Source organism: Paenibacillus pseudetheri (assembly GCF_924513355.1).
Classification (GTDB): Bacteria; Bacillota; Bacilli; order Paenibacillales; family Paenibacillaceae; genus Paenibacillus_AQ; species Paenibacillus_AQ pseudetheri.
In genome coordinates this window covers 147,412-171,592 of the sequence record NZ_CAKMAB010000004.1, presented here as the reverse complement: position 1 = coordinate 171,592, position 24,181 = coordinate 147,412, and the positions used below count along the sequence as shown (strand labels likewise).

At 43.2% G+C, this 24,181-nt stretch carries 24 protein-coding genes and 2 pseudogenes; 7 read left to right on the top strand and 19 right to left on the bottom strand.

The genetic code is table 11. The features are described 5' to 3' along the window. Positions 1 to 167 precede the first annotated feature (167 nt). The 3 genes from L1028_RS31615 to L1028_RS05215 are packed head-to-tail and all read right to left on the bottom strand — an operon-like array spanning position 168 to position 754. Complete coding sequence (locus tag L1028_RS31615) at positions 168 to 383, bottom strand: RepB family plasmid replication initiator protein (RefSeq protein WP_423803016.1); 216 nt, start codon at positions 381 to 383, stop codon at positions 168 to 170. Beyond that, positions 376 to 525, bottom strand: a complete 150-nt coding sequence (locus L1028_RS31610; RefSeq protein WP_423803014.1) for a RepB family plasmid replication initiator protein — start codon at positions 523 to 525, stop codon at positions 376 to 378. The genes L1028_RS31615 and L1028_RS31610 overlap by 8 nt, the downstream gene beginning before the upstream one ends. Beyond that, the gene (locus L1028_RS05215) at positions 506 to 754 is read right to left on the bottom strand and encodes a hypothetical protein (RefSeq protein WP_234532081.1); all 249 of its coding nucleotides are present in this window, start codon (positions 752 to 754) and stop codon (positions 506 to 508) included. The genes L1028_RS31610 and L1028_RS05215 overlap by 20 nt, the downstream gene beginning before the upstream one ends. Positions 755 to 965: 211 nt before the next feature. On the opposite strand from L1028_RS05215, the gene L1028_RS05210 reads away from it, so the two are divergent. The 3 genes from L1028_RS05210 (at position 966) to L1028_RS05200 (ending at position 2,633) form a co-directional block, all read left to right on the top strand. Further along, positions 966 to 1,292 (top strand): YfjL-like protein, encoded by a 327-nt coding sequence (locus L1028_RS05210; RefSeq protein ID WP_234532080.1) that lies wholly within the window; start codon positions 966 to 968, stop codon positions 1,290 to 1,292. Positions 1,293 to 1,701: 409 nt separating this feature from the next. Beyond that, entirely contained in the window at positions 1,702 to 2,208 is a 507-nt protein-coding gene (locus L1028_RS05205; protein ID WP_234532078.1) for a hypothetical protein, read from the top strand. A 167-nt stretch (positions 2,209 to 2,375) separates the two neighbouring features. Then, positions 2,376 to 2,633 (top strand): hypothetical protein, encoded by a 258-nt coding sequence (locus L1028_RS05200; RefSeq protein ID WP_234532076.1) that lies wholly within the window; start codon positions 2,376 to 2,378, stop codon positions 2,631 to 2,633. A 194-nt stretch (positions 2,634 to 2,827) separates the two neighbouring features. Here L1028_RS05200 and L1028_RS05195 read toward each other — a convergent pair. From L1028_RS05195 to L1028_RS05180, 3 genes and pseudogenes are all read right to left on the bottom strand, one after another. After that, positions 2,828 to 3,343 (bottom strand): annotated as a pseudogene (locus L1028_RS05195) (DDE-type integrase/transposase/recombinase); the annotation flags it as partial. A gap of 44 nt (positions 3,344 to 3,387) precedes the next feature. After that, positions 3,388 to 3,585 (bottom strand): hypothetical protein, encoded by a 198-nt coding sequence (locus tag L1028_RS05190; RefSeq protein ID WP_234532075.1) that lies wholly within the window; start codon positions 3,583 to 3,585, stop codon positions 3,388 to 3,390. A gap of 435 nt (positions 3,586 to 4,020) precedes the next feature. Further along, positions 4,021 to 4,175 (bottom strand): annotated as a pseudogene (locus tag L1028_RS05180) (oligopeptide/dipeptide ABC transporter ATP-binding protein); the annotation flags it as partial. A gap of 255 nt (positions 4,176 to 4,430) precedes the next feature. Here L1028_RS05180 and L1028_RS05175 point away from each other — a divergent pair. Together L1028_RS05175 and L1028_RS05170 are read left to right on the top strand one after the other, a co-directional pair. Next, the gene (locus L1028_RS05175) at positions 4,431 to 4,724 is read left to right on the top strand and encodes a GNAT family N-acetyltransferase (protein WP_234532071.1); all 294 of its coding nucleotides are present in this window, start codon (positions 4,431 to 4,433) and stop codon (positions 4,722 to 4,724) included. An 83-nt stretch (positions 4,725 to 4,807) separates the two neighbouring features. Next, entirely contained in the window at positions 4,808 to 5,653 is an 846-nt protein-coding gene (locus L1028_RS05170; RefSeq protein ID WP_234532069.1) for a GNAT family N-acetyltransferase, read from the top strand. A gap of 77 nt (positions 5,654 to 5,730) precedes the next feature. Here the strand turns inward: L1028_RS05170 and L1028_RS05165 are convergent, their stop codons facing one another. The 4 genes from L1028_RS05165 to L1028_RS05150 form a co-directional block, all read right to left on the bottom strand. Beyond that, complete coding sequence (locus tag L1028_RS05165; protein ID WP_234532068.1) at positions 5,731 to 6,591, bottom strand: hypothetical protein; 861 nt, start codon at positions 6,589 to 6,591, stop codon at positions 5,731 to 5,733. Continuing rightward, the gene (locus L1028_RS05160; RefSeq protein WP_042190032.1) at positions 6,512 to 6,964 is read right to left on the bottom strand and encodes a flavodoxin; all 453 of its coding nucleotides are present in this window, start codon (positions 6,962 to 6,964) and stop codon (positions 6,512 to 6,514) included. The genes L1028_RS05165 and L1028_RS05160 overlap by 80 nt, the downstream gene beginning before the upstream one ends. 171 nt (positions 6,965 to 7,135) lie before the next feature. Continuing rightward, positions 7,136 to 7,501 carry a VOC family protein gene (locus L1028_RS05155; protein WP_234532067.1) on the bottom strand — a complete coding sequence of 122 codons (366 nt, stop codon included), beginning with the start codon at positions 7,499 to 7,501 and terminating at the stop codon, positions 7,136 to 7,138. Between the two features lie 98 nt (positions 7,502 to 7,599). Further along, positions 7,600 to 8,460, bottom strand: a complete 861-nt coding sequence (locus L1028_RS05150) for a helix-turn-helix domain-containing protein (protein WP_234532060.1) — start codon at positions 8,458 to 8,460, stop codon at positions 7,600 to 7,602. 228 nt (positions 8,461 to 8,688) lie between these two features. Here L1028_RS05150 and L1028_RS05145 point away from each other — a divergent pair, with 228 nt between their 5' ends. Both L1028_RS05145 and L1028_RS05140 read left to right on the top strand, forming a co-directional pair. Next, complete coding sequence (locus tag L1028_RS05145) at positions 8,689 to 9,552, top strand: class I SAM-dependent methyltransferase (RefSeq protein ID WP_234532059.1); 864 nt, start codon at positions 8,689 to 8,691, stop codon at positions 9,550 to 9,552. A 3-nt stretch (positions 9,553 to 9,555) separates the two neighbouring features. Further along, positions 9,556 to 10,302, top strand: a complete 747-nt coding sequence (locus L1028_RS05140; RefSeq protein ID WP_231573316.1) for an RluA family pseudouridine synthase — start codon at positions 9,556 to 9,558, stop codon at positions 10,300 to 10,302. 42 nt (positions 10,303 to 10,344) lie between these two features. Here L1028_RS05140 and L1028_RS05135 read toward each other — a convergent pair whose 3' ends face one another. The 9 genes from L1028_RS05135 to mglC all read right to left on the bottom strand — a co-directional run bounded on the left by L1028_RS05135 (position 10,345) and on the right by mglC (position 24,139). Next, complete coding sequence (locus tag L1028_RS05135) at positions 10,345 to 10,776, bottom strand: MarR family winged helix-turn-helix transcriptional regulator (RefSeq protein WP_234532054.1); 432 nt, start codon at positions 10,774 to 10,776, stop codon at positions 10,345 to 10,347. A gap of 204 nt (positions 10,777 to 10,980) precedes the next feature. Next, entirely contained in the window at positions 10,981 to 13,422 is a 2,442-nt protein-coding gene (gene gyrA, locus L1028_RS05130; RefSeq protein WP_234532051.1) for a DNA gyrase subunit A, read from the bottom strand. 252 nt (positions 13,423 to 13,674) lie between these two features. Continuing rightward, entirely contained in the window at positions 13,675 to 15,657 is a 1,983-nt protein-coding gene (gene parE, locus L1028_RS05125; protein ID WP_042190046.1) for a DNA topoisomerase IV subunit B, read from the bottom strand. Positions 15,658 to 15,825: 168 nt separating this feature from the next. Then, positions 15,826 to 16,815 carry an ABC transporter permease gene (locus L1028_RS05120; protein ID WP_042190048.1) on the bottom strand — a complete coding sequence of 330 codons (990 nt, stop codon included), beginning with the start codon at positions 16,813 to 16,815 and terminating at the stop codon, positions 15,826 to 15,828. Beyond that, complete coding sequence (locus L1028_RS05115; protein ID WP_234532050.1) at positions 16,808 to 17,788, bottom strand: ABC transporter ATP-binding protein; 981 nt, start codon at positions 17,786 to 17,788, stop codon at positions 16,808 to 16,810. The genes L1028_RS05120 and L1028_RS05115 overlap by 8 nt, the downstream gene beginning before the upstream one ends. 76 nt (positions 17,789 to 17,864) lie before the next feature. Further along, positions 17,865 to 18,695, bottom strand: coding sequence for a GDSL-type esterase/lipase family protein (locus L1028_RS05110; RefSeq protein ID WP_234532049.1), 831 nt, complete (start codon positions 18,693 to 18,695; stop codon positions 17,865 to 17,867). A 255-nt stretch (positions 18,696 to 18,950) separates the two neighbouring features. Beyond that, complete coding sequence (locus L1028_RS05105) at positions 18,951 to 19,667, bottom strand: CAP domain-containing protein (RefSeq protein ID WP_234532039.1); 717 nt, start codon at positions 19,665 to 19,667, stop codon at positions 18,951 to 18,953. Between the two features lie 257 nt (positions 19,668 to 19,924). Next, on the bottom strand, positions 19,925 to 21,889 hold the full coding sequence (locus tag L1028_RS05100) for a WG repeat-containing protein (RefSeq protein ID WP_234532037.1): 1,965 nt from the start codon (positions 21,887 to 21,889) through the stop codon (positions 19,925 to 19,927). Between the two features lie 1,242 nt (positions 21,890 to 23,131). Further along, entirely contained in the window at positions 23,132 to 24,139 is a 1,008-nt protein-coding gene (mglC, locus tag L1028_RS05095; RefSeq protein ID WP_076284599.1) for a galactose/methyl galactoside ABC transporter permease MglC, read from the bottom strand. Between the last annotated feature and the right edge of the window lie 42 nt (positions 24,140 to 24,181).

Below are 24,181 nucleotides of genomic sequence, written 5' to 3'. Positions count from 1 at the left end.
GGTATAGAATTAACAGCCAGAAGGTGGGTTCACCGGCATTTTGGTAGAAAACTTCTGTATCGGTCTCATGTTCATTCTATCCCGTAGCTGGTCCAGCGTAAATCTTCTCTTTTGGAGCGGGAGATACTGTTTAAGTAGCTTGTACAACTTGGAAGAGTAAAAGCTTTTCAAATAAAGCACATTCCACTCGTAAAGTTTTGCTGGAGCTGTAGTAAATAAGGGCGAAGCATTGAAGAAAACTTAAGCTCTATCGTACCTTTACCATGATAGTACCTTGCTGCAGCCAACCAGTGTGCTGACAGAGTGGATTGCATGCTCTTTTCTTCGATTATCATCTTTTTATCCTGTAAACCCTCAACAATATCACGAACACGTTTATAGATTCAGTAGGTCCAGCTTCTCAGCAATATCCTTAACCTTGAAAAAATGAGTCTTAAATTGTGTATTATCAGGGTGAATCCTAGATGCTAGTATGTATATTAGTCTCTCTTCGTATAGTGTGAGATTAGTCTTTATTAATACCATGCAGATTAAGGTCTGCCCACTTTTTCAATTGATCTAGTTCATCAAGAATAATTGGCAATTCTTTTACAGTTACATCAACACCTGATTCAAAAAGTTCAGTCCATCTCAAACCTAATGCGTGGACGCCAGGTAACCAGCATTCTCTGAAAAAGGATAGAGAAGCAACTGGAATGTATAATCGATTTTCAGAATCATTTTGAGCATCAAGTATCTGCGCACTAATTGCCATAATTATTTTCCTTCCCCATGCTGATCTCAACTATTTTTTTCATTAATTCTCTCTGAACCAAACTTTATTAAAGGTTTCGATCACTTTTAATTGAATTTTATCTACAGCAATAAATGAGCTATCATTTCTTAAAAACTCTTTTAAACTCACTAATCTCGACACTGATAAATCCCATAGTTTTCTTTCAATAGCACAAGGAAGGTTGTGAATAATGAAACATCCGATTATCAGTAAAAAGTCGCTCTTTCTAATGATTTTTTTAATATTCCTTATAGGAATATACTTTCTATTCTTTGGATTACCATGGAAGTCCATAGCATCGAAAAAACAATTCGAAAGCTATTTAGAAAATAAATATCAAATTGAATTCAAGTTAAAAAAAATGGACTTTGATTTTATGCACCGCACATACCTTACTTATGCATACCCTGTGAGTGATCCAACTTTAGTTTTTTATGTAGGTCAAGATATTGAAAACAAAGAAATTCATGATCTTTATAAATATGAACTTGATAAACGTAAGGCAGGGGCAAAGTAGCTGCGCTTATTTATTTAGAAAAAGCAAGGAATCATCCGAATTCGGAAAATTCCTTGCTTTTTCTTTTTCGAATCCCATATTTAGTTAATTAAATCATATCTCAAATTCTATTATATAGTATAATATGTAATTAAAGGAATAAAATAGACTAATATGATCATTTATCCAAACATAAGGAGATGATAGAATGTTTGTAAAAAAAACAATAGCCATGTTTCCCCACCTCCGGCAAGTGCAAATAGTGAAATAATCCCCGTTGATACTGCCATGCAAGTTGTTGAAAACGATATCAAATCCTTAAATCCTGAGCATGAATTTTATGGGCTTTGGAATCATGTGCAGGTAGTTCATCGTGCAGACTTGTATGATATTCATGATAATATTATGGGTTACTACTTCCAACTTATAGATGATGGACAAAGCGTTGGATACTATTATTTCTGGAGCAAGATATGATATAACTCCTATACTAGAATACAGTAGTGCACCAGCCAAAGATTCCTTAGAGTCACCGGAAGCAGGCAAGAAGTTTTATTATTTTGGAGGAGAGAATCAAGCCAAAGCAGCTAATGCCGATGAACTCATTGCACAAATTGAGTTGGGCGTAAATACGTTTAACGAAAAAGTACAGCAGCAAAAGAGCTTATCGGATACTGCTACACTGACTTTATCCAATGTGCTTAAGGATTTGGATCTGAATGTGGACCCCAACTCATCCCAATTGTGGGAGCAGAATCTGGCATCGGATGCTGTTTCTCTACGGGCCTATCCGGAAGCATACTACTTGAACTTTCCTTCAATGAACCAGTATCAATCCGGCGTTAATCATCTACAAAAGCCATCTCACTCGTTACCGCTACGTCCTCTTTTCCTTCCAATTCATTTTGTTGGCGCTGCTCCAATAGTGATTCCATAAATACTCCTTCACTGGATATAGAGACAGCGGCAGCCTTGGAACGAAAAAAAGTCTTAAACCGTAGCTGTTTTTTTGAACTAACGTTACCTGTTATTAACACCTCCATGATGTATTAGGCATAAGCTTATATAAGGTGAAATACCATCAAATTTTGGAGGTTCTGATATATGTATAGATTTACACCTAGTGTTAGGTACAATGCTTCCACAGCGATTCCACAACAATTGGCTCAGCACTATCAATATTATCCGTGGTTTTATCCTTATACTTATCCAGCTTATCCAGCTCAACCAACTCAACCAACTCTTTTTTTAGTAGGCCTCAAAAATGCTGTGAGTACATTTCCCCAGAAGGAAAATATTATAGAAACTGCAGATACAGAGATGAAGGGCCTTGTCCTCCAACACCCCCAGGAAGTAGGTTAATGTTTGTTCGTGAATATGATATCCAGAATTGCTCCAGTCAAGAATGTAATGTTGGCCCATAACCCTCTTCAAAAAGAGGGTATCTGGATTAATTTATGGATGACCAATAATTCTCTTAGGTAGTTCTAATCCTTCCGGAATCGGAATGTAACAGCGGGTTAATGGATCAAAACACCTTACAAGTAAGCTGCCAGTCACCGGAAATCGACTGGTGACTGGTTATTTAGTTTCGCTTGAATTCGAATTGAGTTATATTAAATGATGTAGTGAGATCTTCGAGGTAGAATGTTTCAGACTTTAGTGTGGGATGCAACGATTCAATGGGGGCATTATCAGCGGGCGTTCCTTTACGGGGACATGCTCGTGGTAATGCCTTTTCCTTTTACAGCTTCCTGGTATGCAAAGGACGTATAGACGCTGTCTTGGTCGCTATGTAGTAACATCTTCTCCTGCTCTGGAAGCTGGTTTAACGTATCCAACACTAAAGAGGTATCTTGTTTATCTGCTATACTGTAAGCCACAATCTCCCCGTTGTACAAGTCTAGAATGCTGGAGAAGTACAACATCTTACCGCCAAATGGCAAATAAGCAATGTCCGTGACGAGTTTTTGCAGAGGAGCTTCTGCATGAAATTGTCGCTTGAACAGATTTTCTGAGGGGTGTACAGATTGCCCATTGACCTTTCGTTTTTTCATCTTCACGCAGCACTGAAGCCTCATGTCGTTTGCCTTTTCGATACCATCTCATCCAGTCTTTAGCTGTTAAGGGAGCGGATTACCGATAGAGGAACCGTTTTTTTGGAACCGCTACTCCACCACCAGTACCACAGACCTTGCTTGAGTACAACACTGAATACAAATTTCTTTGATTTTGAATAACATTCTTTCTTGTCCTTCTCTGTAAGGATGACTTCTAGCTCTTTACCCTGAACATAGAGTTTATCATCAAGCACGCCTCATCCCGAATTGATTAGGTTGCCTGTAATTTCATTTGTTATTGATCGGAACGGAATCATTAGCCCAGCAGCTCCAGCCATAGTCCAATAAGAACCATAGGTTCCTTCTTTAGCGAAAAAACCAGGAACGCCTAATAAATCATTCTGATCACTCACACGACTGATTACAGCTTTAGCAATTTTATGTCTATTCGTATTTGGCTTCGTCCGGTATTGTCTTAGCTGGATCTCCTTATCAGAGAAATGGCGGACATTACGTAGATGAAAGAGATGATCACTCGACAAAGACATTTCTTCGATCATCGTGCGATAAACAGCATTCAGGTGAGAATTAGATTTATTATCTATCGATTCATCATACATAATCTCCACATTCGTCTTAGGAAGTTCATCCGGATCAAGATAATGCTTATACTGACGACCCATAGTCATATCAATATATTCATCAGAGGGTACCAGCTCAAACAGATTTGGCACTTGGCCTGTTATGGAATACAGCTCATCTTGCCGCTGATTAATAACTGGCTTCGATTTGAGCAGCCCTTTAGTATAAGGGTGTTTGGGTTGTTGAACAATTCAACAACCTTGGCTCCATAATTTGTTCACCGATCTTGATTACAAGATTTAAGGAAGGACATGGGCTCCTAGAAGATCCTGCGATCTCGTTACCGCGGATGGTTCGCAATGTGTTTTTGTCCATTTGCGTCAAACGGCCTGCCAGAATTAATAGTAATGCCCTCAACTCTGTAGAACGATGAGCAATCAATCTGGTTCATTCCTCGCTTTTTGCAAATCATGGTAGTAAAATATAGGCAATAACATTTTAGGAGTGAAGCCATAAGATGCAAATTCAAAATGGAACAGGACGTTTTTTTGTTGCGAATGACGGTAAGGACCTTGCCGAGATCACATACAGTTTGGATAAAGATGCTGGGGAATTGGTCATTGACCACACTCGTGTCTCTGAGGAACTGCGCGGTCAAGGTACCGGTGAAGAACTTGTACGGGCTGTTGTAGATAAGGCTCGAAATGAAAATATGAAAATTGTTCCTGTGTGCTCCTATGCAGCTCATCAATTTGAGAAGCATCCGGAGTATAAGGACGTGCTGAGCGGGAACACAGGCGAGCGAGACTGATCTCCGTTCCCGTTTCCGTGAAGCTTTATTAACCTATTCGAACTAATATACTTAGTTCAAATACACTTTAGGAGGAAACGGGTTTGACTACTACTGATACTTTGAGAAATATAGAAGAATTACAAGAACGCTGTGAGCAATATGACGGAATTTCACTGAAATTGAATTGGGATATGCTTCGCCAGCCATCAAGCGTAGGAGATACGGAATGGCTCGTGACTTATGAAGATGATTTACTCGTCGGCTTCTTAGGACTTTATGGATTCGGAAGCGATATGGAGATCTGTGGCATGGTTCGACCAGGCTACCGGCGACGGGGCATCTTCACTTCACTGTGGAACCGAGCGCAAACTATTATCAAACGGGGAAATGTTGCTACCCTACTTCTAAACGCTCCCGCTGCCTCGTCATCTGGAGCTGCATTCCTTCAGACTCTCCCCCTACAATTTAATCACGCGGAATACCAAATGAAATGGGGAGGAAATTCGGTTGCTTCCTCTGAAGCAAGCTCAGCAACAGGGACGGTAATCTTGCGCCCTGCTCGTGAAGACGAAGCCCCAATTCTCGTTGAGCTGGATTGTGGAGGTTTTGACATAAAGACAGAAGATGCTGCCGAACTCTATGACCTGCAGAAACAGGAAGGCCTGCAAGAACATATTATGATCGAAATGGACGGACAACCTGTTGGTAAAATGCGGCTGTGGACCGAAGATAATGAAACCTGGATTTATGGATTTACTGTCAGCAAGAAGCTTCGGGGGCTAGGCATTGGCCGAAGTGCACTTCTTCAAACGATCGAACGAGAACGTAAAAACTATAATGGAATTAATCTCGAGGTCGCTCTAGATAATCCCAATGCGCTTAAGCTATATGAAAGCTGTGGCTTTATCATTCAGAATAAACAGGATTATTACCGTTATATCGGCTAATCCATAGAAATAAAGCCTCCCCTCTAATGGGCATTTTCGCCTGAAGAGCAGGAGGCCTTATTTTATTATTAGAGTAATCACATGAGCCCAAATCCTCCAACATTAGCTTCTCCTCTATCATTTCTACGGTCACTGCAGCTTAATGAGCCATCAGCGTGCACTTCCTGCTCCAGAAATACAGATAGCAACCGAACATAATCCAAAGACTCCTTATACGGGACAGCATTTCCCTTGTAAGAGTATTTACGACCCTCTAGCAAGGAGTAGATTTCCACGGTCTCCGCAGGTTCACCGTAAGCCGCATAACAAAAGACGTTAGTCATATGCAAAAAGCCCGCAACAGTATCCTCATTGCCATTCACCATAAATTTCTGAATGTTTAGGCTTCGACCATTCTGAGTAGAATTCCAAGCTAATTGAGTAATCATCGAAAGCTCCAAGTTCAGCTCCGGGACTGGCACATACCACTGCTCGTATAGCATTACCGGAATTTCCAGTAGATGATTGGTCGAAACGATACGCATTAGTTCATCCGCTATACTCGTCTTGATATCCCAATATTGCAGCAATGAAGGAAAAGCATCCCCCCTAGGTGGCCAACGACGCTCTAACAGAAATTGTATCGGCGTCTCCCTTCGGACTTCAGGCAGCAAACTATAAAAGTCGTTAAGTGTATGCCCTACGGCATATTGAACTTGCTGGCGCCAGCGTGGGAGCCCCGTCGCTGGAGCGCCGCTTGATACATTCTCGGCCCCTCCAAGCATAATGTGCTCCACTCGATAATCATGCAGTCGTTTATATGGAGGCGTATGTAAATTCACTTGTTTCTTCATCCAACTTCCCGCTGGCCCGCCCATCCTATGATGCCACCATACAAGCTTCGATAAATTGACGACCGAATTGACGGCAAGCTTCTTTTTCAGCAGCGTTCGGGCCATATTCAATCTTAAGACTATCCTGTAATATTACAGCTCCACGTTCCTTTAACTTCTCCACGAATAAGTCCACGGCTCCACAATAAATCGCGTAACCTGTGTCTCCACTGCCAAAAACTGCTGACTTCATAGCGGTCAAATCAAGCTCATCCATCTCCTCATAGAAATCAAGAGCTTCATCAGGTAGCTCTCCATCTCCCCAAGTGTATGCTCCTAACAGAACGCCTTCATATGAATTTATCTCAACCGCATTACATTCAGTGACCGATTTCAAAACGGCTTCACCGCCTGCTTGACGTATTCCCTCTACAATTAATTCTGCCATTTCCTCAGTATTTCCAGTTAGACTGGCGTATGCCACTAGCACTTTCGTCATCTTTCTGTTCCTCCCATTACTAAACATAAAATTTAAATGATGTGTGCTTCACCCTCATTCTATTTGATAATGATTATCATTGTCAAATGATTAAAATAAAAAAAACGCAAACTCCCGTTTATTCACACGGTTGATGTTTGCGTTCAATCCTTTTTTTTATTCAAGAATGAATTAGTATGCTCCTTCGAGCAACGTAATGTAATTACCATCTGGATCGCGGAAATTCATTTCTTTCCCGCCATACGCCATCGTAACCGGTGGCTGACAATCCAGTCCCTTAGCCTTTAACTGCTCATACGTCTCATCGAGATTATCGCAGCCGAATACTAAATTAACAAAGCCAGTCGTGAGCTTTTCCCATTTCGTCGCATCCCATATAATGATTCCAGGCTGCTTCTTGTCGAATCCAATCTTTGCGCCATCAAAATTGCCGTAGCCTTCGAACGGAATTGGAATCCCTAGTACCTCCGAATAAAATGCAGCCAACGCTGCAGTATCCTTAGTGTAGATGTTAGTACCTTCAAAAGACGAAATCATAATTTGTCCCCTTTCATTCTCATCATCATAGTATCCATTTCTTACTTAGGTCTACTTTAACAAGGCTAGCTACCCTTTGTATTGCAAAATTGCGACATTTATCTGCCCGCATAGACTAAAGCCTCAAGTGGTGTTCTTCCTGCATATTTCTTGAAGCTGTTTATAAAATGAGGCTGGTGGCTGAATCCATACGTAAAAATAAGATCCTGCATATTCTTCGTCTGCACAGGCAGTTGATACATTTCACGCCATACATTCTGAAATCGCACAAGGTCAGCTGTTTTTTTAGGTGATACACCTATGTATTCTTGAAAAAGTCTTTCGAGTTGGCGTCGGCTTAGATTAGAGCTGGTTTCCAAATCCTCAGCTGTTACCACACCCTTTTGTTTAATTAGGGTATAAATTGCATTCATCATCCGATCATTAGTCCGTCCACCACGCTCAAGACGCTGAAAAAGATAAGCCTCAGCTGCCGCTATCCTTTCATTCATAGAATTTGCTTGTTCCAGCAGAAGTCCTAGCTCTTTTTTAAAAGTACAAAAGTATTGGTCCACATCTACAAATGCATTCAGGACATCACGGAGATGGTCATCCGCAAAAAAATGAACGGCCCAGAAATGAAATCGGATACCAAAGGTTGAGATCCTACCTCCCCCCTTGTCTGAAGGGACTTCAAAAGGAGCATCATTGATGCCGGAAAAAACGGTAGTTGTTAAGCCTGTCGATTCATTCAGATTCCAAATAATGTCCATGCATGTATCTGGAATAATTGTTTCCATTCGAGGTTCGTAACCAGATGCCTTGTCCACTACGTGAACGGATGCCTCTGTATGAATACGCGGTGTAACAGAGCCCCAGAAACAGCGAATATATGGCTGCAAAGCTTGACTAGGTAGAAATTCACTAGTTTGTGCTGGATTTGCAGTTATCGGGAAATATAGAGGCGCGAGATTGAACATAAGCTGCTATTCTCCGATCATAAATATTGTAAAGACTCTGATATCTGATCATACACAATCATTGCTTGATCTGCCAGAATAATAGCTGTGAGCATGGAAATATTATACACATAATCTTCATTGGATAAAATAAGTAGAGTGTTGGGCTTGTGCGTATTTTGTTTGTAGCTATATGGTGAAATGATGTACAATAAAGGCTAAATGAATTTTTGAAGGATGGATTAAAAAATGTATATAGCTAGCGACTGGAAAGACTATGAAGTAATTGACACTGGCGGTGGAGAGAAGCTTGAACGTTGGGGTGATATTATCCTGCGCCGTCCTGATCCACAAATTATTTGGCCACTCTCCAATGAGACAGCGAAATGGCGTGATGTACACGGTCATTATCACCGTTCCTCAGCGGGTGGTGGACAATGGGAAATGAAGAAAACAATTCCGGATGATTGGAAAATTAGTTACGGAAAATTAAAATTCCATTTGCGTCCTACAAATTTTAAGCATACAGGGTTATTCCCTGAACAAGCGGCCAACTGGAGCTGGATGATGGACAAGATTGCGGCTGCTAACCGTCCGATCTCTGTACTAAATCTATTTGCTTACACTGGTGGAGCTACTGTAGCCGCAGCAAGTGCCGGCGCTTCTGTTGTTCACGTGGATGCAGCCAAAGGAATGGTGCAATGGGCAAAAGAAAATGTGCAGCTGTCCGGCCTGGGCGAGCGTCCAGTTCGCTACATCACAGATGACGTATTCAAATTCGTACAACGTGAACAACGCCGTGGTAGTAAGTATGATGCGATTATTATGGACCCGCCTTCCTATGGAAGAGGACCTGGCGGAGAAATGTGGAAGCTGGAATCCAGCTTATATCCATTCCTTGAGAACTGTATGCAAATAATGAGCGACAAACCTTTGTTTATGCTAATCAATTCATACACCACTGGGATTTCTCCAACTGTCCTACGTAATATGTTGTCGATGACCATGGGTAAACGTTATGGCGGGAAGCTCACCTCCGGTGAAATCGGTCTTCCGATCACTTCCTCCGGCATGAACCTGCCATGCGGTATTCTGGGACGCTGGGAGGCGTAAGCCATGACACAGCATTTATCTGGCAGCAACGAGCCGCTGGACGGAATGTCGAAGCGCTTTGAAGTGTTATACGAAGATAATCATCTTCTAGGCATAGTGAAGCCCGTGAATATTCCTGTTCAGGAGGATGCTACTGGAGATCCTGATCTGCTCAACCTGCTCAAAGAAGATGTGAAGGAACGCTTTAACAAGCCTGGCAACGTCTATATGGGGCTAGTCCACCGCCTGGATCGTCCGGTTGGGGGTGCAATGATCTTTGCCAAGACATCAAAAGCAGCCTCAAGACTATCCGAGTGTGTCAGAACTCACAGCTTTCATAAGGTGTACTTAACGGTCGTGCACGGTAAACCGCCAGCATCTCATGGCCGTCTTACCGATACGCTGCTTAAAGACGCCAAGAGCAATACCGTCACTGTAGTCCGGAAAGGAACACCCGGCGGTAAGGAAGCCATTCTGGATTACACAGTACTTGGCAGCGCTGAGGGTTACAGCCTGCTCAAGATCGATTTACTTACCGGTCGTTCCCATCAAATTCGAGTGCAGCTTAGCTCCATCGGCTGCCCCTTATACGGTGATCAGAAGTATGGGGCTTCGGTGAACAGACCTGGACAGCAAATTGCACTGTGGTCTGCACTTGTAGGCTTTCCCCACCCTGTTACTAAAGAAGAAGTAGAACTTATTTCCCTGCCCCCGCAAACCCATCCTTGGGATTTGTGGTCTAAGGAATTACAAAAGAAGGCTATCCGTTAATGGATGGCCTTCTTTTTTTGAAATAAGTGTTGTTGTATATATTCATGGTGTAGAACCTTCCGGTGTAGTTGTAACAACCATTTTGCCCATTAAATAGAGTAGTAGCTGTTGGTTATGAGAGGATATCGGATCAAGCGCTTCTGCAAAAAAATCACTACGGATCTTCAAACCACGTACAGTCTCCTGCGTTCCAATTTCCGTTATACTCACCCATACAATACGGCGATCCGCAGCATCTCTCTCCCGAATGATAAGCCCATTTTTCTCCATCCGATCAAGTAACATAGTAACCGCTGCAGGACTGGTTGCCAGATGTGGAGCCAGATCAGAAGGCTTCATGGCATCACGTTCCTGAAGCAGTTCAAGTACAGTGAGTTGGGCATCCGTTAGCGATGGGGCAAGATTACTGTCCATATGTAGTTTGTAATCTTTTAAAATTTTATGCCAAATTTTACTGAATTCAGAAGCGTGCACACTGATTCCTTCCTTTCCTTGCGGTTCTATCCGGTATAACTACATTTTCGCGAAACAAATTCCATTTCCTGCAAAAGAAGAAAAATAAATCTTCTAAACTGATAAGCGAGAAAATTAAAAAAAGGCACTTAGTCAGTTCTCAAGAAGAATTGACTAAGCACCTTGATAAGTTATTTTACCAAATCTGTTTATTACTAGTTTATTTTACTTAACTGCTGGGAAAAGATGAACAATCTCATCCTTTTTCTCCACAGGAACAATCTGTTTGCCTGTAGAACGACGCTCTCCAAGTGGTGCAGATTCAGAAGAGAATGTGTGATGTGCATTCTCCCGTGTAATTGCATTAAGTTCCAGCGGTTCTCTGCAATAGAAAGCCCCTGCCAATTTACTGCCATTTGGTCGTACTCGCTTGCCTTCCTTAAATTCAAAGGTTGGCATCCCTTTGCCACCGCGGCTTTGAGATGGATAATCCACTAGTAATGAACGTTTCGCATATCCGATATCGGAGATAGAAAGGATCTCACCTTCATCTTCACTGACCCAGAAGCAAGAAATCACCTCATCGCCCTCACGAAGCTGAATGCCTCTTACACCGGATGCAACACGGCCCATAGGATTAACTTCATTCTCATGGAATCTAATACTCATTCCTTCACGAGTCACGAGTACAATGTCCTTGTCATTCGTACTAGTAGCCACTGTAATGATCTCATCACCGTCTGCTACCTTACAGGCTGCTACGGCTCCAGAGCGGCTTGTAGAGTATTCCTTGAGCTCTGTACGCTTAACCTGACCTCTGCGGGTGATAAACACGAGGCTTTGCTGCGGATCATCAAGATTATTGACCGGAATCACGCTAATGATTCCATCCCCTTTAGACAATCCGATAACGTTAACAATCGCAGTACCTGGTTCTTTCCATTTAAACTCTGGAATCTGGTGAACCGGAAGTAAGAAGTACTGCCCCTTGCGCGTAAATACCAGCAGACTGTCACGGGTATTCACATCGAGCAGCTTAACGATATGATCGCCTTCTTTTACGCCTGATGTATGACGTTCCCCACCAGAGCGGGTAAAGGAAAGCATACTTGTACGCTTAATATAACCGTCTGCGGAAAGTGCTACTAACACATCCTCTGCGTTGACCAGCGCTTCAAGGCTAACCTTAAGCTCCTCAACTTCGCCTTGGATCAGCGAACGGCGATCGATCCCGTATTTATCACGGATCTCCAGCAATTCCTTACGGATTACAGCTACGAGCTTCTTGTCACTTTCCAAAATGCCACGCAGATGTGTAATCTTTGCCATCATTTCATCCAATTCTTTTTGGAGTGAAGTAATCTCCAAATTCGTCAGACGATACAATTGTAAGGTAAGAATAGAATCCGCTTGACGTTCACTGAACCCGAACATCCACACGAGATTGTTCTGAGCATCCTGACGGTTCTTCGATGCTTTGATGGCAGCGATGACCTCATCCAGAATATTCAGCGCCTTTACCAAGCCTTCTAAGACATGAGCACGGTCTTCTGCGCGTTCCAGATCAAATTGGGTGCGATGAGTCACTACTTCACGCTGATGCGCGATATAAGCCTCCAGGATGGCTTTAAGACCAAGCTGTTGCGGAGCCTTGTTGACGATCGCCACCATATTGAAGTTATAGGTGATTTGAAGATCGGTTTTTTTGAGCAGATACGCCAAAACGCCTTGGGCATCCGCTTCTTTCTTGAGTTCTACTACAATCCGAAGTCCTTCTCGTCCACTCTCATCACGAACTTCAGCAATGCCATCGATTTTCTTCTCTAATCGAATATTCTCCATGGAGGTAACTAGTCGTGATTTTACAATCTGGAATGGAACTTCCGTAATCACGATTTGTTGCTTGCCGCCACGCATATTTTCAATCTCAGTCTTGGAGCGTAAATAAATACGGCCTTTACCAGTGCGGTAAGCATCCATGATGCCGTCTCCGCCCATAATAGTGCCGCCTGTGGGGAAATCCGGACCTTTCATAAAGGTCATGATATCTTCAAGTTCAATATCCGGCTTCTGCATCACTGCGATACAAGCATCAATAACCTCACGTAGGTTATGTGGCGGAATCTCAGTGGCAAAGCCTGCGGAAATCCCACTCGTGCCATTTACGAGTAGATTCGGATACCGGGAAGGAACAACCACAGGTTCTTTGGCTGTATTGTCAAAGTTGTCCTTAAACAGCACCGTCCGCTTCTCGATATCACGCATCATCTCCATTGCAATCGGAGATAAGCGTGCTTCTGTATAACGCATTGCCGCAGCTGGGTCATCGTCCATCGAGCCCCAGTTGCCATGACCGTCAACAAGAACATGCCCCATCTTCCATGGCTGTGCCATACGAACCATACCGTCGTAAATCGAGGAGTCACCATGTGGATGGTAATTACCCATTACATCCCCGACGGTTTTGGCTGACTTGCGGTACGGCTTGTCAGGCGTGTTGCCAGAATCGTACATCGCATAAAGAATACGGCGTTGTACAGGCTTAAGTCCATCGCGGACATCGGGAATCGCCCGGTCCTGAATAATATATTTGGAATACCGACCAAAGCGGTCACCGACGACCTCTTCCAGAAAAGCCGGCAAAAATTGTTCTGATAAACTACTCACTTTGCTCACCTTCTGTTCCTCAAACTGCCCGTTTTAAAATAGTGTGGTAATTCTCATGAACACTCCAGGGATTTTTGGACTTCCGGCCGCTGTTGTCTCCAGATTTCTTTGATTATACCGCTATGCGGATAAAATCCGGAGACAAAGGCGGGCGCTATCGTTCATACAGTTCCAAAAGTCCCCACCGTTCCAAGAATCACCAAGCTTTTTGAAAATCGGGATTATCGTCACTTGCAGCACTACTAACTGCAACTACTCTACAATTTCAGTGAAATCGACATTTTCAACAATCCAACGTTTACGAGGATCGACTTTATCACCCATCAGTGTAGAAACACGACGCTCAGCCTTAGCAGCATCCTCAATCTGCACCTGAAGCAGTGTACGCGACTCTGGATTCATCGTTGTTTCCCACAGCTGATCAGGGTTCATCTCACCCAATCCTTTATAACGCTGAAGCTCGAAGTTTTTGCCAAACTCCTTTAAGTAATTTTGCAGTTCTTCATCACTCCATGCATACCTTACGGTCTCCAGCTTGCCCGTTTTGCGGGTCAGCTTATAAAGCGGAGGCTGAGCGATAAAAACCTTTCCGGCATCTATTAACGGCTTCATATAACGATAGAAAAATGTCAGCAGCAGTACCTGAATATGTGCTCCATCTGTATCCGCATCGGTCATAATGATAATTTTGGAATAATTGCTGTCTTCGACGGTAAAATCCGGACCAATTCCTGCACCAATCGTGGAAATGATCGCTTTATATTCATCGTTCTTCAGGATATCCAGCAGCTTAGCTTTTTCCGGATTCATCGGTTTTCCTTTTAGCGGCAATATCGCCTGAATCTTTGAATCACGGCCTTGCTTCGCTGAGCCACCAGCCGAATCACCTTCTACGATAAACAGCTCAGTTCGTGTAACGTCCTTAGACTGCGCAGGTGATAATTTTCCGCCAAGATTCGAGCTCTCGCTACGTTTCTTACCTGTACGGATCTCATCGCGGGCTTTACGAGCCGCTTCCCGAGCTTTCGAAGCCTGAATTGATTTTTTCAGAAGGCTCTGTGCTACCTGTGGGTTTTCTTCCAGGAAACGAGCCATATTCTCAGATACGATATAGTCTACTGCACTACGAGCAGAAGCACTACCGAGCTGATCCTTCGTCTGTCCAACAAATTCAACCTCGGACATTTTGACACTAATGACAGCCATCATACCTTCGCGCAAATCATTTCCTTCTAAATTCTTATCCTTTTCTTTAAGCAACTGTGTACGTCGGGCATAATCATTCAACACACGAGTATACGCAGTCTTAAAGCCTGTCTCATGAGTACCACCGCTACGAGTAGGAATGGAGTTAACGAAGGAAGCCAAGGTTTCTGTGTAGCCTCCATTGTACTGAAGAGCTACTTCCACTTCGATATCGTCCTTTTCAGCGCTGAAGTGAATAACGTCATGAAGAACATCCTTGCCCTCATTCAGGAACTGTACGAATTGGCTTGCTCCACCCTCGTAAAAGAACTCGTCCTGACGATTGCTCCGCTCATCATGCAGCGTAATACGCAGACCGGAATTCAGAAAGGCAATCTCCTGTACCCGCTCTGCCAGCGTATCATAATTCAGGGCAATTCCATTTGGAAAGACGCGAATATCCGGTTTAAAAGTAATTTTCGAACCGGTCTTGTTGGTGTTGCCCAGAATTTCAAGACCCGTTACAGGTTCGCCAACATGCTCTTTCCCCTTCTTGTCCACCCAATATTCAAAACGTTGACGATGGATTTTGCCTTCACGATAGATTTCTACTTCAAGCCATTCAGACAAAGCATTCGTTACTGAAGCCCCTACGCCATGCAAACCGCCTGATTTCTTGTAACCAGATCCACCGAATTTACCGCCTGCATGCAAAATTGTAAATACAACTTGCGGCGTTGGCACTCCTGTCTTATGCATTCCAGTTGGAATCCCACGACCGTTGTCCGTCACCGTTACTGAGCCATCTTTGCGAAGTAGTAAGTCAATCTTCGTACAATACTTGGCTAAATGCTCATCCACAGCATTATCTACAATTTCCCATACTAGATGATGTAGTCCCGAAGAACTTGTACTGCCGATATACATGCCAGGTCGTTTGCGTACTGCAACCAGACCTTCGAGCACTTGAATGTCGTCAGCATCGTATCCAGTACGGCTATTCTCGCCGTTATTAGAAACTTCAGCAAACATATCGATCTGTTCGAGCATTCATGCTCCTCCTTCTTTTCTCTATACTCAAGCATTAACGCCTTCGGCGTCCTTATAAAGACGGTAAGCCTTTAAGCGAGAAATATAAGACATACAGTATAAGTGCAAAACTTATACTTTCTTATATCTCTAGAAATGCAAACAAACGTTTTCGTCACTTTGTACATTCTAATTCAAAATATCCCTTTTCGTAAAGACGGCGAATGAAATGATCACCGAAGCAGCCCCCCATACAGCCAGTACAGCCATGGAAAATGACAAGGACATCCCCTCTATGGGTGCGGGAGTTCCTGACAAATAACCGGTCAGTCCAAGATTTACCATAAATAAATATTTCGCTGTTGTCCAGGCTGAAGCCATATTAGTCAGAATATTTCCAGCAATCAGCGCTGCCATCATGACCACTATACTAGCAGCAGTGCTCCTTACAAGTACAGAGATCATAAAAGCAAGCAGGGCAACTACGACGCTAACAAACCAGACCAATCCACCCTGCATAAGCATATATTTCCACTGTGGTACTGCATGTACAGTAGACATATCCACCGAGTCCCCACTGATCTTAAAGCCTGTAAAGACAGGGATATTAAAGCCCTTATATCCAAAAGCAAGACCAGAAATAAGGTAGCTGATCACAAATGTGGAGAGTACAATAAGCGAGACAAACATAAGCAGTGCCGCCAATTTGCTAAACAAAACTTTCCAACGCTTAACTGGCCTTGTCAGCAGCATTTTGATCGTCCCTGTAGTTCGCTCCGCAGAAACTAAATCCGAGGCTACCGCCATAATGAGTAGCGGAATAAATAAAGTAACGGAATTATCCATAAACTCACGGGTAAAGGTAACGCCGCTTGGTTCGTTCGGATTTACATCATGGTGAAGGTAATATTGAAGCTGCTGTACAAATATTCGCCGATAAGTCTTCCATTCCTCTGGAATTCGGTCGCTCCCCAAAGAATTTTGATTATCAATGATCTGCTGCTGGATCTCCAGGCGCCAATCGGAGTTGAATTTATCTCGGCTACGCTCAGCTGAGCGCATTTGAGCGTAGGTGAACATAGGCACCAGTACAATCAGAATCAGCAGTATAACATAAAACCGTTTCTTTTTTATAATTTTTAAACATTCATTACGGATTAGCGGAAGCATATTATTCAACGTTCTCACCCTCCGTTAGTTTCAAGAATAGCTGTTCCAGTGTCGGATTGATTTTATGCACAGCCCTAACTTCGATTTCAGCAGTCACCATAATAGCCACAATCTCGGGGATCAAATCCTGATCCATAATTGTGATTAAAGAATTCGGGCCCATACCTGCAATTATTGAATCATCCAAGGTAACGTCTTCCAGATTCTGAATCTGAATATCTGGGCGATCAGCCAGTAATCCCTTAGCTTCAGCAAAAGGCTCCAGCTCCCAAAGTACATACGGAGAATTTCGAGCGATCAGCTCATCTACCGCACCCACTGCAAGTACTCGCCCTTTACTAATAATCGCAACACGGTCGCAGAGAAGCTGGATTTCACTAAGTAAATGACTCGATACAAATACCGCTAAACCCTCATCTGCTAGTTTGCGTATAAATTCTCGCAGCTCCTTAATTCCCTTTGGATCTAAGCCATTTGTAGGCTCGTCCAGAATAAGCAGACGCGGACGTCCCAGAAGAGCCTGCGCTATACCAAGTCGTTGTCTCATCCCAAGCGAATATGTACTTACCTTATCATGGATTCGTTGATCCAACCGAACGATATCTACGACTTCACTAATACGTTCATTATCTATACCTGGCTGCATTCGGGCAAAATGCTGTAAATTCTCCCATCCCGTCAAATAGGTATATACCTCAGGATTCTCAACGATAGAGCCAACAAATTGCAACGCTTTTTCCGGATTTCGGTTCACATTGTAACCACATACCGTAATCTTGCCCTCACTGGGACGAATCAAATCGACAAGCATTCGAATCGTAGTTGTCTTTCCAGCTCCATTGGGTCCGAGGAAGCCAAAAATTTCTCCTTCTCTAACATCAAACGTAACATCATCTATAATCCACTTTCGCCCTATTTTTTTCCGTACCCCGTCTACAGACAAGACGACCGGACTGGATTCTCCACTGTTCGCTTTTCTCATATTTCCCTTAGCTCCTTGTTACTGTCATTTCCTCGGCTAGTTCATCTTTCTTAGATAGCTGGCTCTCACTTGTGTTCTAGTGTATAGCCTGAATGAACCGCTCTCCGATTCGCTGATAGCCATCCCCATTCGGATGAAAATGATCCGTTGATAAGTATTTGTCCAAATGCTTGTTAAACAAGTCGAAGGTTGGAACCAATGTCATATTGCTGTGCTTATTAATAATATCCATTGCTGCATTATTCCACTTCGCAACCGCCTGATTACCTGGTACAAGTAGATCTGGTATATCTCCAAAGGGGTTGTATAGCCCCATATAATAAATTTGAGCATTTGGATTGATTTCCGTGACTTTCTCCAGAATCTTACCTAGAATTCCTACTGCTTCTGGAAGGGCTGCTAGCAAAGACTCTGGAGTCAGCTCTTGATCGGTCGTGGATTCACTTTGAAGTGCGCCACTATTCTGCAAAATATTGGAGTCCTTGAATAAATCATTCCCTCCGATCGAGAGCAGAATGACATTCGCCATATGCAGCGCGTAATCTACACCATCTTCATCCAGCTTGCTTTGCAGTCCTGCAGTTGTTAAACCATTAATTCCCATATTACCTAGTAAATCAACTTCGACACCTTTAGCGGATAAACCACTAACCGTACGCTTAACAAATCCTTCTCCGGTGTTATCACCAGTTCCCTTGGCTAGCGAATCTCCGAGAGCAACAACTTTGAGCTTCTTAACCGTCTCCGTCGCTGGAGCGGCTGTTTGCTGAGGTAAGTTGGTCCCTGACGCTTCTCCAACCGGATAGATGATGTCTCTGACCGCATAAACTAAACCTACAATTAGAATTATTGTTGTTACTATGGAAATCAGGCTAACCGTGCGCCATGTCCACTTTGAATCATTCAAAGCCATCCCTCCGTGTGCCGTTCTATTATGTATTGTTCCACATTTTACAAAGATCTTAACTATGTACATAAACATAAATCTTCCATACCGGTTTTGCAAATGCCTAAAATAGAAATAAATCCAGCTACTCCGCTTATTTAACACAAATATGAATACGAAAATTCTCAAAAAAATTTAGTGATTAAAGTTTGGGCACAAAAAAACGTTCCCCGATTTTCATCGGAGAACGTTTGATTCCAGTAACAATATTTTCAATTATTTACCAATAAATTCTTGAACCCAATAGTTATTGTCATAACCTACACCGATATAATTGAAGTTAGCATTCAAAATATTAGCGCGGTGGCCAGCACTATTCATCCATGCTTTCATTACTTCTTCTGGTGTTTTTTGACCCATAGCGATGTTCTCGCCTGCAGCGTTATAAGTGATCCCAAAGGATTTCATCATATCGAATGGTGAACCATACGTAGGTGAGGTGTGTGAAAAATAGTTATTAGTACGCATATCCGTAGCTTTTGTAGCTGCTACTTTATGAAGGCTGTCCAATCCAGCAACAGGCTTCAGACCAGCTGCTGCACGCTCTTTATTTACCAACGTTACGATCTGTTGAACATAAGTTCCTTTATTGCTCGCAGCACCTGTACTAGGTGTAGTTTCTGTAGGTTTAGTCACAGGTTTTGTTACAGTAGTCGTATCCGAAGGCTTTGTAACCGGAGTCCCGGTGGATGTATCTTTGTTTGGAACCGTTCCTGTTTGAGGTTTGGACACCACGATTGTACTATTAAAAATAGGGAATCCCTGTAGGTTAGCTTGTTTTAAATATTGTAAAACTTGCTCATAGCTAGTACCTGATTTAATTACTGTTACTTCAGTTGAGGCTGCATTCGCTTCGAGTGGAAGAGAAATACTAAGTGCCATAACAGCTGCTACACTACCACCAATAATTGCTCTTAATCTCTTATTCTTCATTCTGCCATCTCCTCTTTCTTGTGTGTAATATATGCTCCTGCTTAGAGTGACCAGCTACAAATGTTACAAAGTTGTAATTTGTTCCTCAGTCATTGTAGCATAAATCTATCAGCTGTGCTCTTCTAATTTTTAACATTTAATAGTCTTGATTGTAAGTTTCCTGAGCATGAATACATTCGATATTGACGTTAAAAAGCAAAAAAAGTCGCCATTCTCGAGAGAATAGCAACTTCTGTGTGCTTATGGATATCAGGTAACTAGTGAAACGACTGCCAAAATTCTCCCTCAGTAGAGATAAGTCCCATAATTTCTGCATAAGGAATACGGAAAGTAGGAAAACCCGCAGAATAAGGAGCAATCTCATAAGGTGCGAAATAAAGATACAATGCTTCATTATCTACAAAGAAAGGCTGATCCGAGGTAATACCTTTGTACGTATCCGGAAAAACATAGGAGTACTCAGGATCGTTCTCAATCTGCTTACCCACGATTTTACTGAGCTTCTCCACGTATCTACTTCCTGGCTTGAACAAATCACCTAGCTTATAGAACCTTCCGTTACGTAAATTAGTATGTGTATAGATTTTGGTAGGCATGCCATGGGCTGCTCCAAAAGGATAACGGTAACCCGTTAACTCCAGCACTAGAAGGTTTTTGCGGAAAAAGGACACTGAAAAATCACCATTATAACTGTAATCCTGTGTTGCTCCATTACTACCTGGGTCTTCGACTAGCGAAAGCTTCCGTAACTTATCATTAACCTCTCTAGAAACTTCCGCACTTGCAATCCCCTCAACAACCGGATAGTAAACCAGATAATCCCTGTTCGGTTTGTACTTCTTCTCGACTACGGAATATGGAGGTCTCAGTGGGATGACTCCATTTTGCCTCCAAATCTGCTTCCCTTGACGATCGTAATAAGCTATACGTTGATCTATATCTGCTCTAATTAGGCGTCCACTGAGGGTAAGTGTTCCAGACCCTTGAATAACTGGAGGCTGAGCTGCTCTTTTTCCAGTTCGATCTATAAAAAAAGTCTCCTTAGCATCATACACAGACGCCAGTCCGTCCTGATAATTATTCACACCAAGCAGGGTGTGATTGCTCAGAATCGCTCCTGTCTCTGCATCAGCGATAATGTAACGTGAGCCTCGATAAGGTTGACTAGGGAATATTGGTGTTCCTATAGCTGCTCTGCCTTCACCGAGCTGCAGGACTTCATAATATTTCGCGGGGATGATCATTTTTCCTTGTTTATCAATCAGCCCGTAGGCGTTGCCATAGTTCTCAGCAGTATTCACCACTGCACGCCCCTCCGAGAAAGGTAAGGCAGAAGTGAATTGTGGCTGAATAGCTACTGTTCCATCCGTGTTTAAATAGCCATACTTACCGTTCTCAGTCGCTTGATAGGAGAGCAGCCCATCACCCGGACTCCCTACGAATGGATGATTGTACGTATAGAGAATCTTCCCTTCAGGATCAATGAGTGCGTACTCCCCCTCTTTAATCTTGACCAAAGCCACACCATTCATGAAATCATTGGCGTCCACATAAATTGCAGGCAAAACCTCTTTGCCTTGCGCATCTACATACCCATATAGTGATGGACCACCCGTTGTATTTTGTTTCGAAAATAATGCAAGTCCCTCATGCAATGAGTTTAGATAATCATAACGGGCTGGAGTCACCTCTTTACCTTTTTCATCGATAAATGTGTACCCTTTCGCATCTGATACTACTGCGCGTCCTTCCGAAAAAGGCGCAATGAATGAGTAAATGGGCTTCACCCGCTCCCGTCCAGAGCTGTCGATCAGTCCGCTACTGTTTTTTCGTTGTACAATGGCTAGCCCATTCTTCTGAAAATCCTCAGCATATTCGTATCTAGGTTCAATCTGAGTACGACCTTCGTCGTTAATATATCCCCAGAGCGTGCCCTCTTTAAGATTAAAAGGCGCCGGATGTAATCCAGTATTCCTTAATTCGTCGTCCACCCACTCCGGTAATACATACGGCGTCTCATAAGGCTTATTAGAGTAGTCTACACGATATAATCCCGCCTCTGCTGGGATCGTAACGAATAGCTCCTCTTCTGTACGTATGAAATCTTCTTCTTGCTGCGTAATATATTCGTTCCAGCCAATGCCGTCCCATCTCCATACATCCGCTTGCAACGGACCATTGTCATTCCCTTTCCCCAGCTCATTCAATCTAATCCTTAACATCCAGTCGCTCCCCTTTAACAAAGGCATTTGCCTATAGAATATGGGAGAATGTTGGTTTATGTGATTTTGATCTTTGAGATGTGGGAGAAAGTTGAAAACGTTTCAAGCGAGTTGGGCGGGGGAAATGACTGGTAGTTATGGCAGGTGACGGGGGATGTGATAGTGCGGGGATTCGTGTGACTCCTGGGATTTGTGGGATGCGCTTGAATATGGAACGGGCCGTAGGGGAGTCACGGGTTCGTGGGATGCAGAGGTTATGACAAGGCGAGGCGGGGAGATTTTCGGGGGCTAAGTCGAAGCGTACTTGGAGCGGGGTATGGAGTAACGTAGGAGCTGTTTAGTTAATAAGGGAGTGTGGTTGAGGATGGCGGTTTGTGCTGGGCGTTCGCTCAGCGAACGAAACGTTGCTCCTATCGCTGTTGTCTCCAAATTTATTGATTTGTAACACACACGCATTAAAGTATAGAGATAAGAACGAATGCTACCGCTTGCACGCTATCCTGCCGTTCTTTCAGCTGCTATTAACGTTTTTCGTCAATTCAGTCTCACCACGAATCCAAGGCTGTGATACCTCTTAATCCTTCACGTAGCTCCTATCGGTTAATTCTAGAGCATTTATGCCCTTCATTCTTCCACATTGACTCGTTTCAGCTATTTCTGGGGTATTTACTCTTTATTCTTCTATAATGACTCGTTTCAGCTATTTCTGGGGTATTTATACCCTTGTTTCTTCATGCACCTGCTTCAAATAACTCAATTCAGCCGCTTCTACGGGATTTTTACCGTTCTTTTGCCACATTTCAAACAAAAACAAGTGAAGTGTCTGCAAGTAATATAAGTTGGTCTTAGATGTGGCTAAGTCGCTATAGGATTACTGGCGGCAGTAGGCGAAGGTGTTCGCACGATGTTGTTGTAGCGGTATTGGATATAGTGATGTTGGTTGCGACGATGTTAGTTATAGCAGTGTAGTTGCGGCAGTTTTGATTATTGCAGTTTTATTTGTGACAGTGTATTGTTTGTTTTTACCTGTCATTTTTTCGAAGCGAAGCCATAGAAACAGACATGCCAAAAAGCGTTTGCGATAACTAGCAAACGCTTCTTCTGCCCTACCCCAGCGAGGTGATATAGGTAGCGGGGCTAACGCGGTATCAATCTAGGAATCTGAGAACAACAGCGTTCGTAAGCCCAGTATTCCCTGGAGTTAACCCCTAACTACGCGATCATCAAACGATCACCACGCTGCTACTTCTTCGAAGAGTACTTCCGCATATCAAATGCGACTGCGGCTATAATAATCAAACCTTTGATAATCAATTGATAGTACGGGCTGATGCCGATAAAGGTCAGACCGTAGTTAATGAGAGTAAAGATGATAACCCCCACTAGAACACCCGGCACAGTACCGATACCCCCGGTTGTAGATACACCACCAACTACACAAGCTGCAATGGCATCAAGCTCATACATGTTACCGTAGTTATTAGTTGCTCCACCTGTTCTAGCAGCTTCCAGAACACCAGCCAGACCATAAAGTGCACCAGCAATAGCATAGATATAAATCAGGTTCTTGGAAACATCGATACCGGATACTTTAGCTGCCTGCATATTTCCGCCAATCGCATACATGTTCTTACCCAGCTTGGTTTTATTGAATACCACCCACACAATGGCGGCGACCGCCAGGGCTATCAGCACGATATAGGGGATTGAATATTGGCCGCTCCCGATGAAGCCCGAGCCGATCTTGGTGAAATCAGGACGCAGACCGCCGATTGGCTGGGATTGGTTCGGGTCCATATCAAAGTACAAGGAGTTCAGCCCGTACACGATGAGCATTGTACCCAGGGTAGCGATAAATGGCGGAACGTGAAGCTTGGAAACGACAATACCATTTATAAGTCCACAGAGAAGACCAGCAATGATAGCAATTGCTATAGGAAGGATTACTTCCACTTGCGGAAGATCTGGAAAAAAACGACGGGAATAGTCTGGGATTTGCAGCATCGAAGCGGAGATAACTGCCGTAAAACCAACCACCCGTCCAGCGGACAAGTCAGTACCTGCCGTAATAAGGATAAAGGCAACCCCAAGTGCGATGATAACGCGTGTAGACGACTGAATCAGTACGTCACGCAGGGTGTTGATGGACATAAAGTTTGGATCGTATATGATGATCCCCATAATCAGCAGTACCAGCACGATGTAAATTGCGTTTTGAGTCACAAAGGATTGAGCTTTTTTAACGTTCATTAGTAGTGATCCCCCTTAAAATTACGCAAGCATATTCTCCTA

What these genes read in the sequence shown, in the direction of transcription:
- L1028_RS05100 (WP_234532037.1), bottom strand. Translation starts at nt 21,889, where the DNA reads ATGTTAAGGATTAGATTGAATGAGCTGGGGAAAGGGAATGACAATGGT.
- L1028_RS05175 (WP_234532071.1), top strand. Translation starts at nt 4,431, where the DNA reads ATGCAAATTCAAAATGGAACAGGACGTTTTTTTGTTGCGAATGACGGT.
- L1028_RS05150 (WP_234532060.1), bottom strand. Translation starts at nt 8,460, where the DNA reads ATGTTCAATCTCGCGCCTCTATATTTCCCGATAACTGCAAATCCAGCA.
- L1028_RS05205 (WP_234532078.1), top strand. Translation starts at nt 1,702, where the DNA reads ATGATGGACAAAGCGTTGGATACTATTATTTCTGGAGCAAGATATGAT.
- L1028_RS05215 (WP_234532081.1), bottom strand. Translation starts at nt 754, where the DNA reads ATGGCAATTAGTGCGCAGATACTTGATGCTCAAAATGATTCTGAAAAT.
- L1028_RS05165 (WP_234532068.1), bottom strand. Translation starts at nt 6,591, where the DNA reads ATGGCCCGAACGCTGCTGAAAAAGAAGCTTGCCGTCAATTCGGTCGTC.
- L1028_RS05145 (WP_234532059.1), top strand. Translation starts at nt 8,689, where the DNA reads ATGTATATAGCTAGCGACTGGAAAGACTATGAAGTAATTGACACTGGC.
- L1028_RS05105 (WP_234532039.1), bottom strand. Translation starts at nt 19,667, where the DNA reads ATGAAGAATAAGAGATTAAGAGCAATTATTGGTGGTAGTGTAGCAGCT.
- L1028_RS05140 (WP_231573316.1), top strand. Translation starts at nt 9,556, where the DNA reads ATGACACAGCATTTATCTGGCAGCAACGAGCCGCTGGACGGAATGTCG.
- L1028_RS05155 (WP_234532067.1), bottom strand. Translation starts at nt 7,501, where the DNA reads ATGATTTCGTCTTTTGAAGGTACTAACATCTACACTAAGGATACTGCA.
- L1028_RS05210 (WP_234532080.1), top strand. Translation starts at nt 966, where the DNA reads ATGAAACATCCGATTATCAGTAAAAAGTCGCTCTTTCTAATGATTTTT.
- L1028_RS05160 (WP_042190032.1), bottom strand. Translation starts at nt 6,964, where the DNA reads ATGACGAAAGTGCTAGTGGCATACGCCAGTCTAACTGGAAATACTGAG.
- L1028_RS05115 (WP_234532050.1), bottom strand. Translation starts at nt 17,788, where the DNA reads ATGAGAAAAGCGAACAGTGGAGAATCCAGTCCGGTCGTCTTGTCTGTA.
- mglC (WP_076284599.1), bottom strand. Translation starts at nt 24,139, where the DNA reads ATGAACGTTAAAAAAGCTCAATCCTTTGTGACTCAAAACGCAATTTAC.
- L1028_RS05200 (WP_234532076.1), top strand. Translation starts at nt 2,376, where the DNA reads ATGTATAGATTTACACCTAGTGTTAGGTACAATGCTTCCACAGCGATT.
- parE (WP_042190046.1), bottom strand. Translation starts at nt 15,657, where the DNA reads ATGCTCGAACAGATCGATATGTTTGCTGAAGTTTCTAATAACGGCGAG.
- L1028_RS31610 (WP_423803014.1), bottom strand. Translation starts at nt 525, where the DNA reads ATGGTATTAATAAAGACTAATCTCACACTATACGAAGAGAGACTAATA.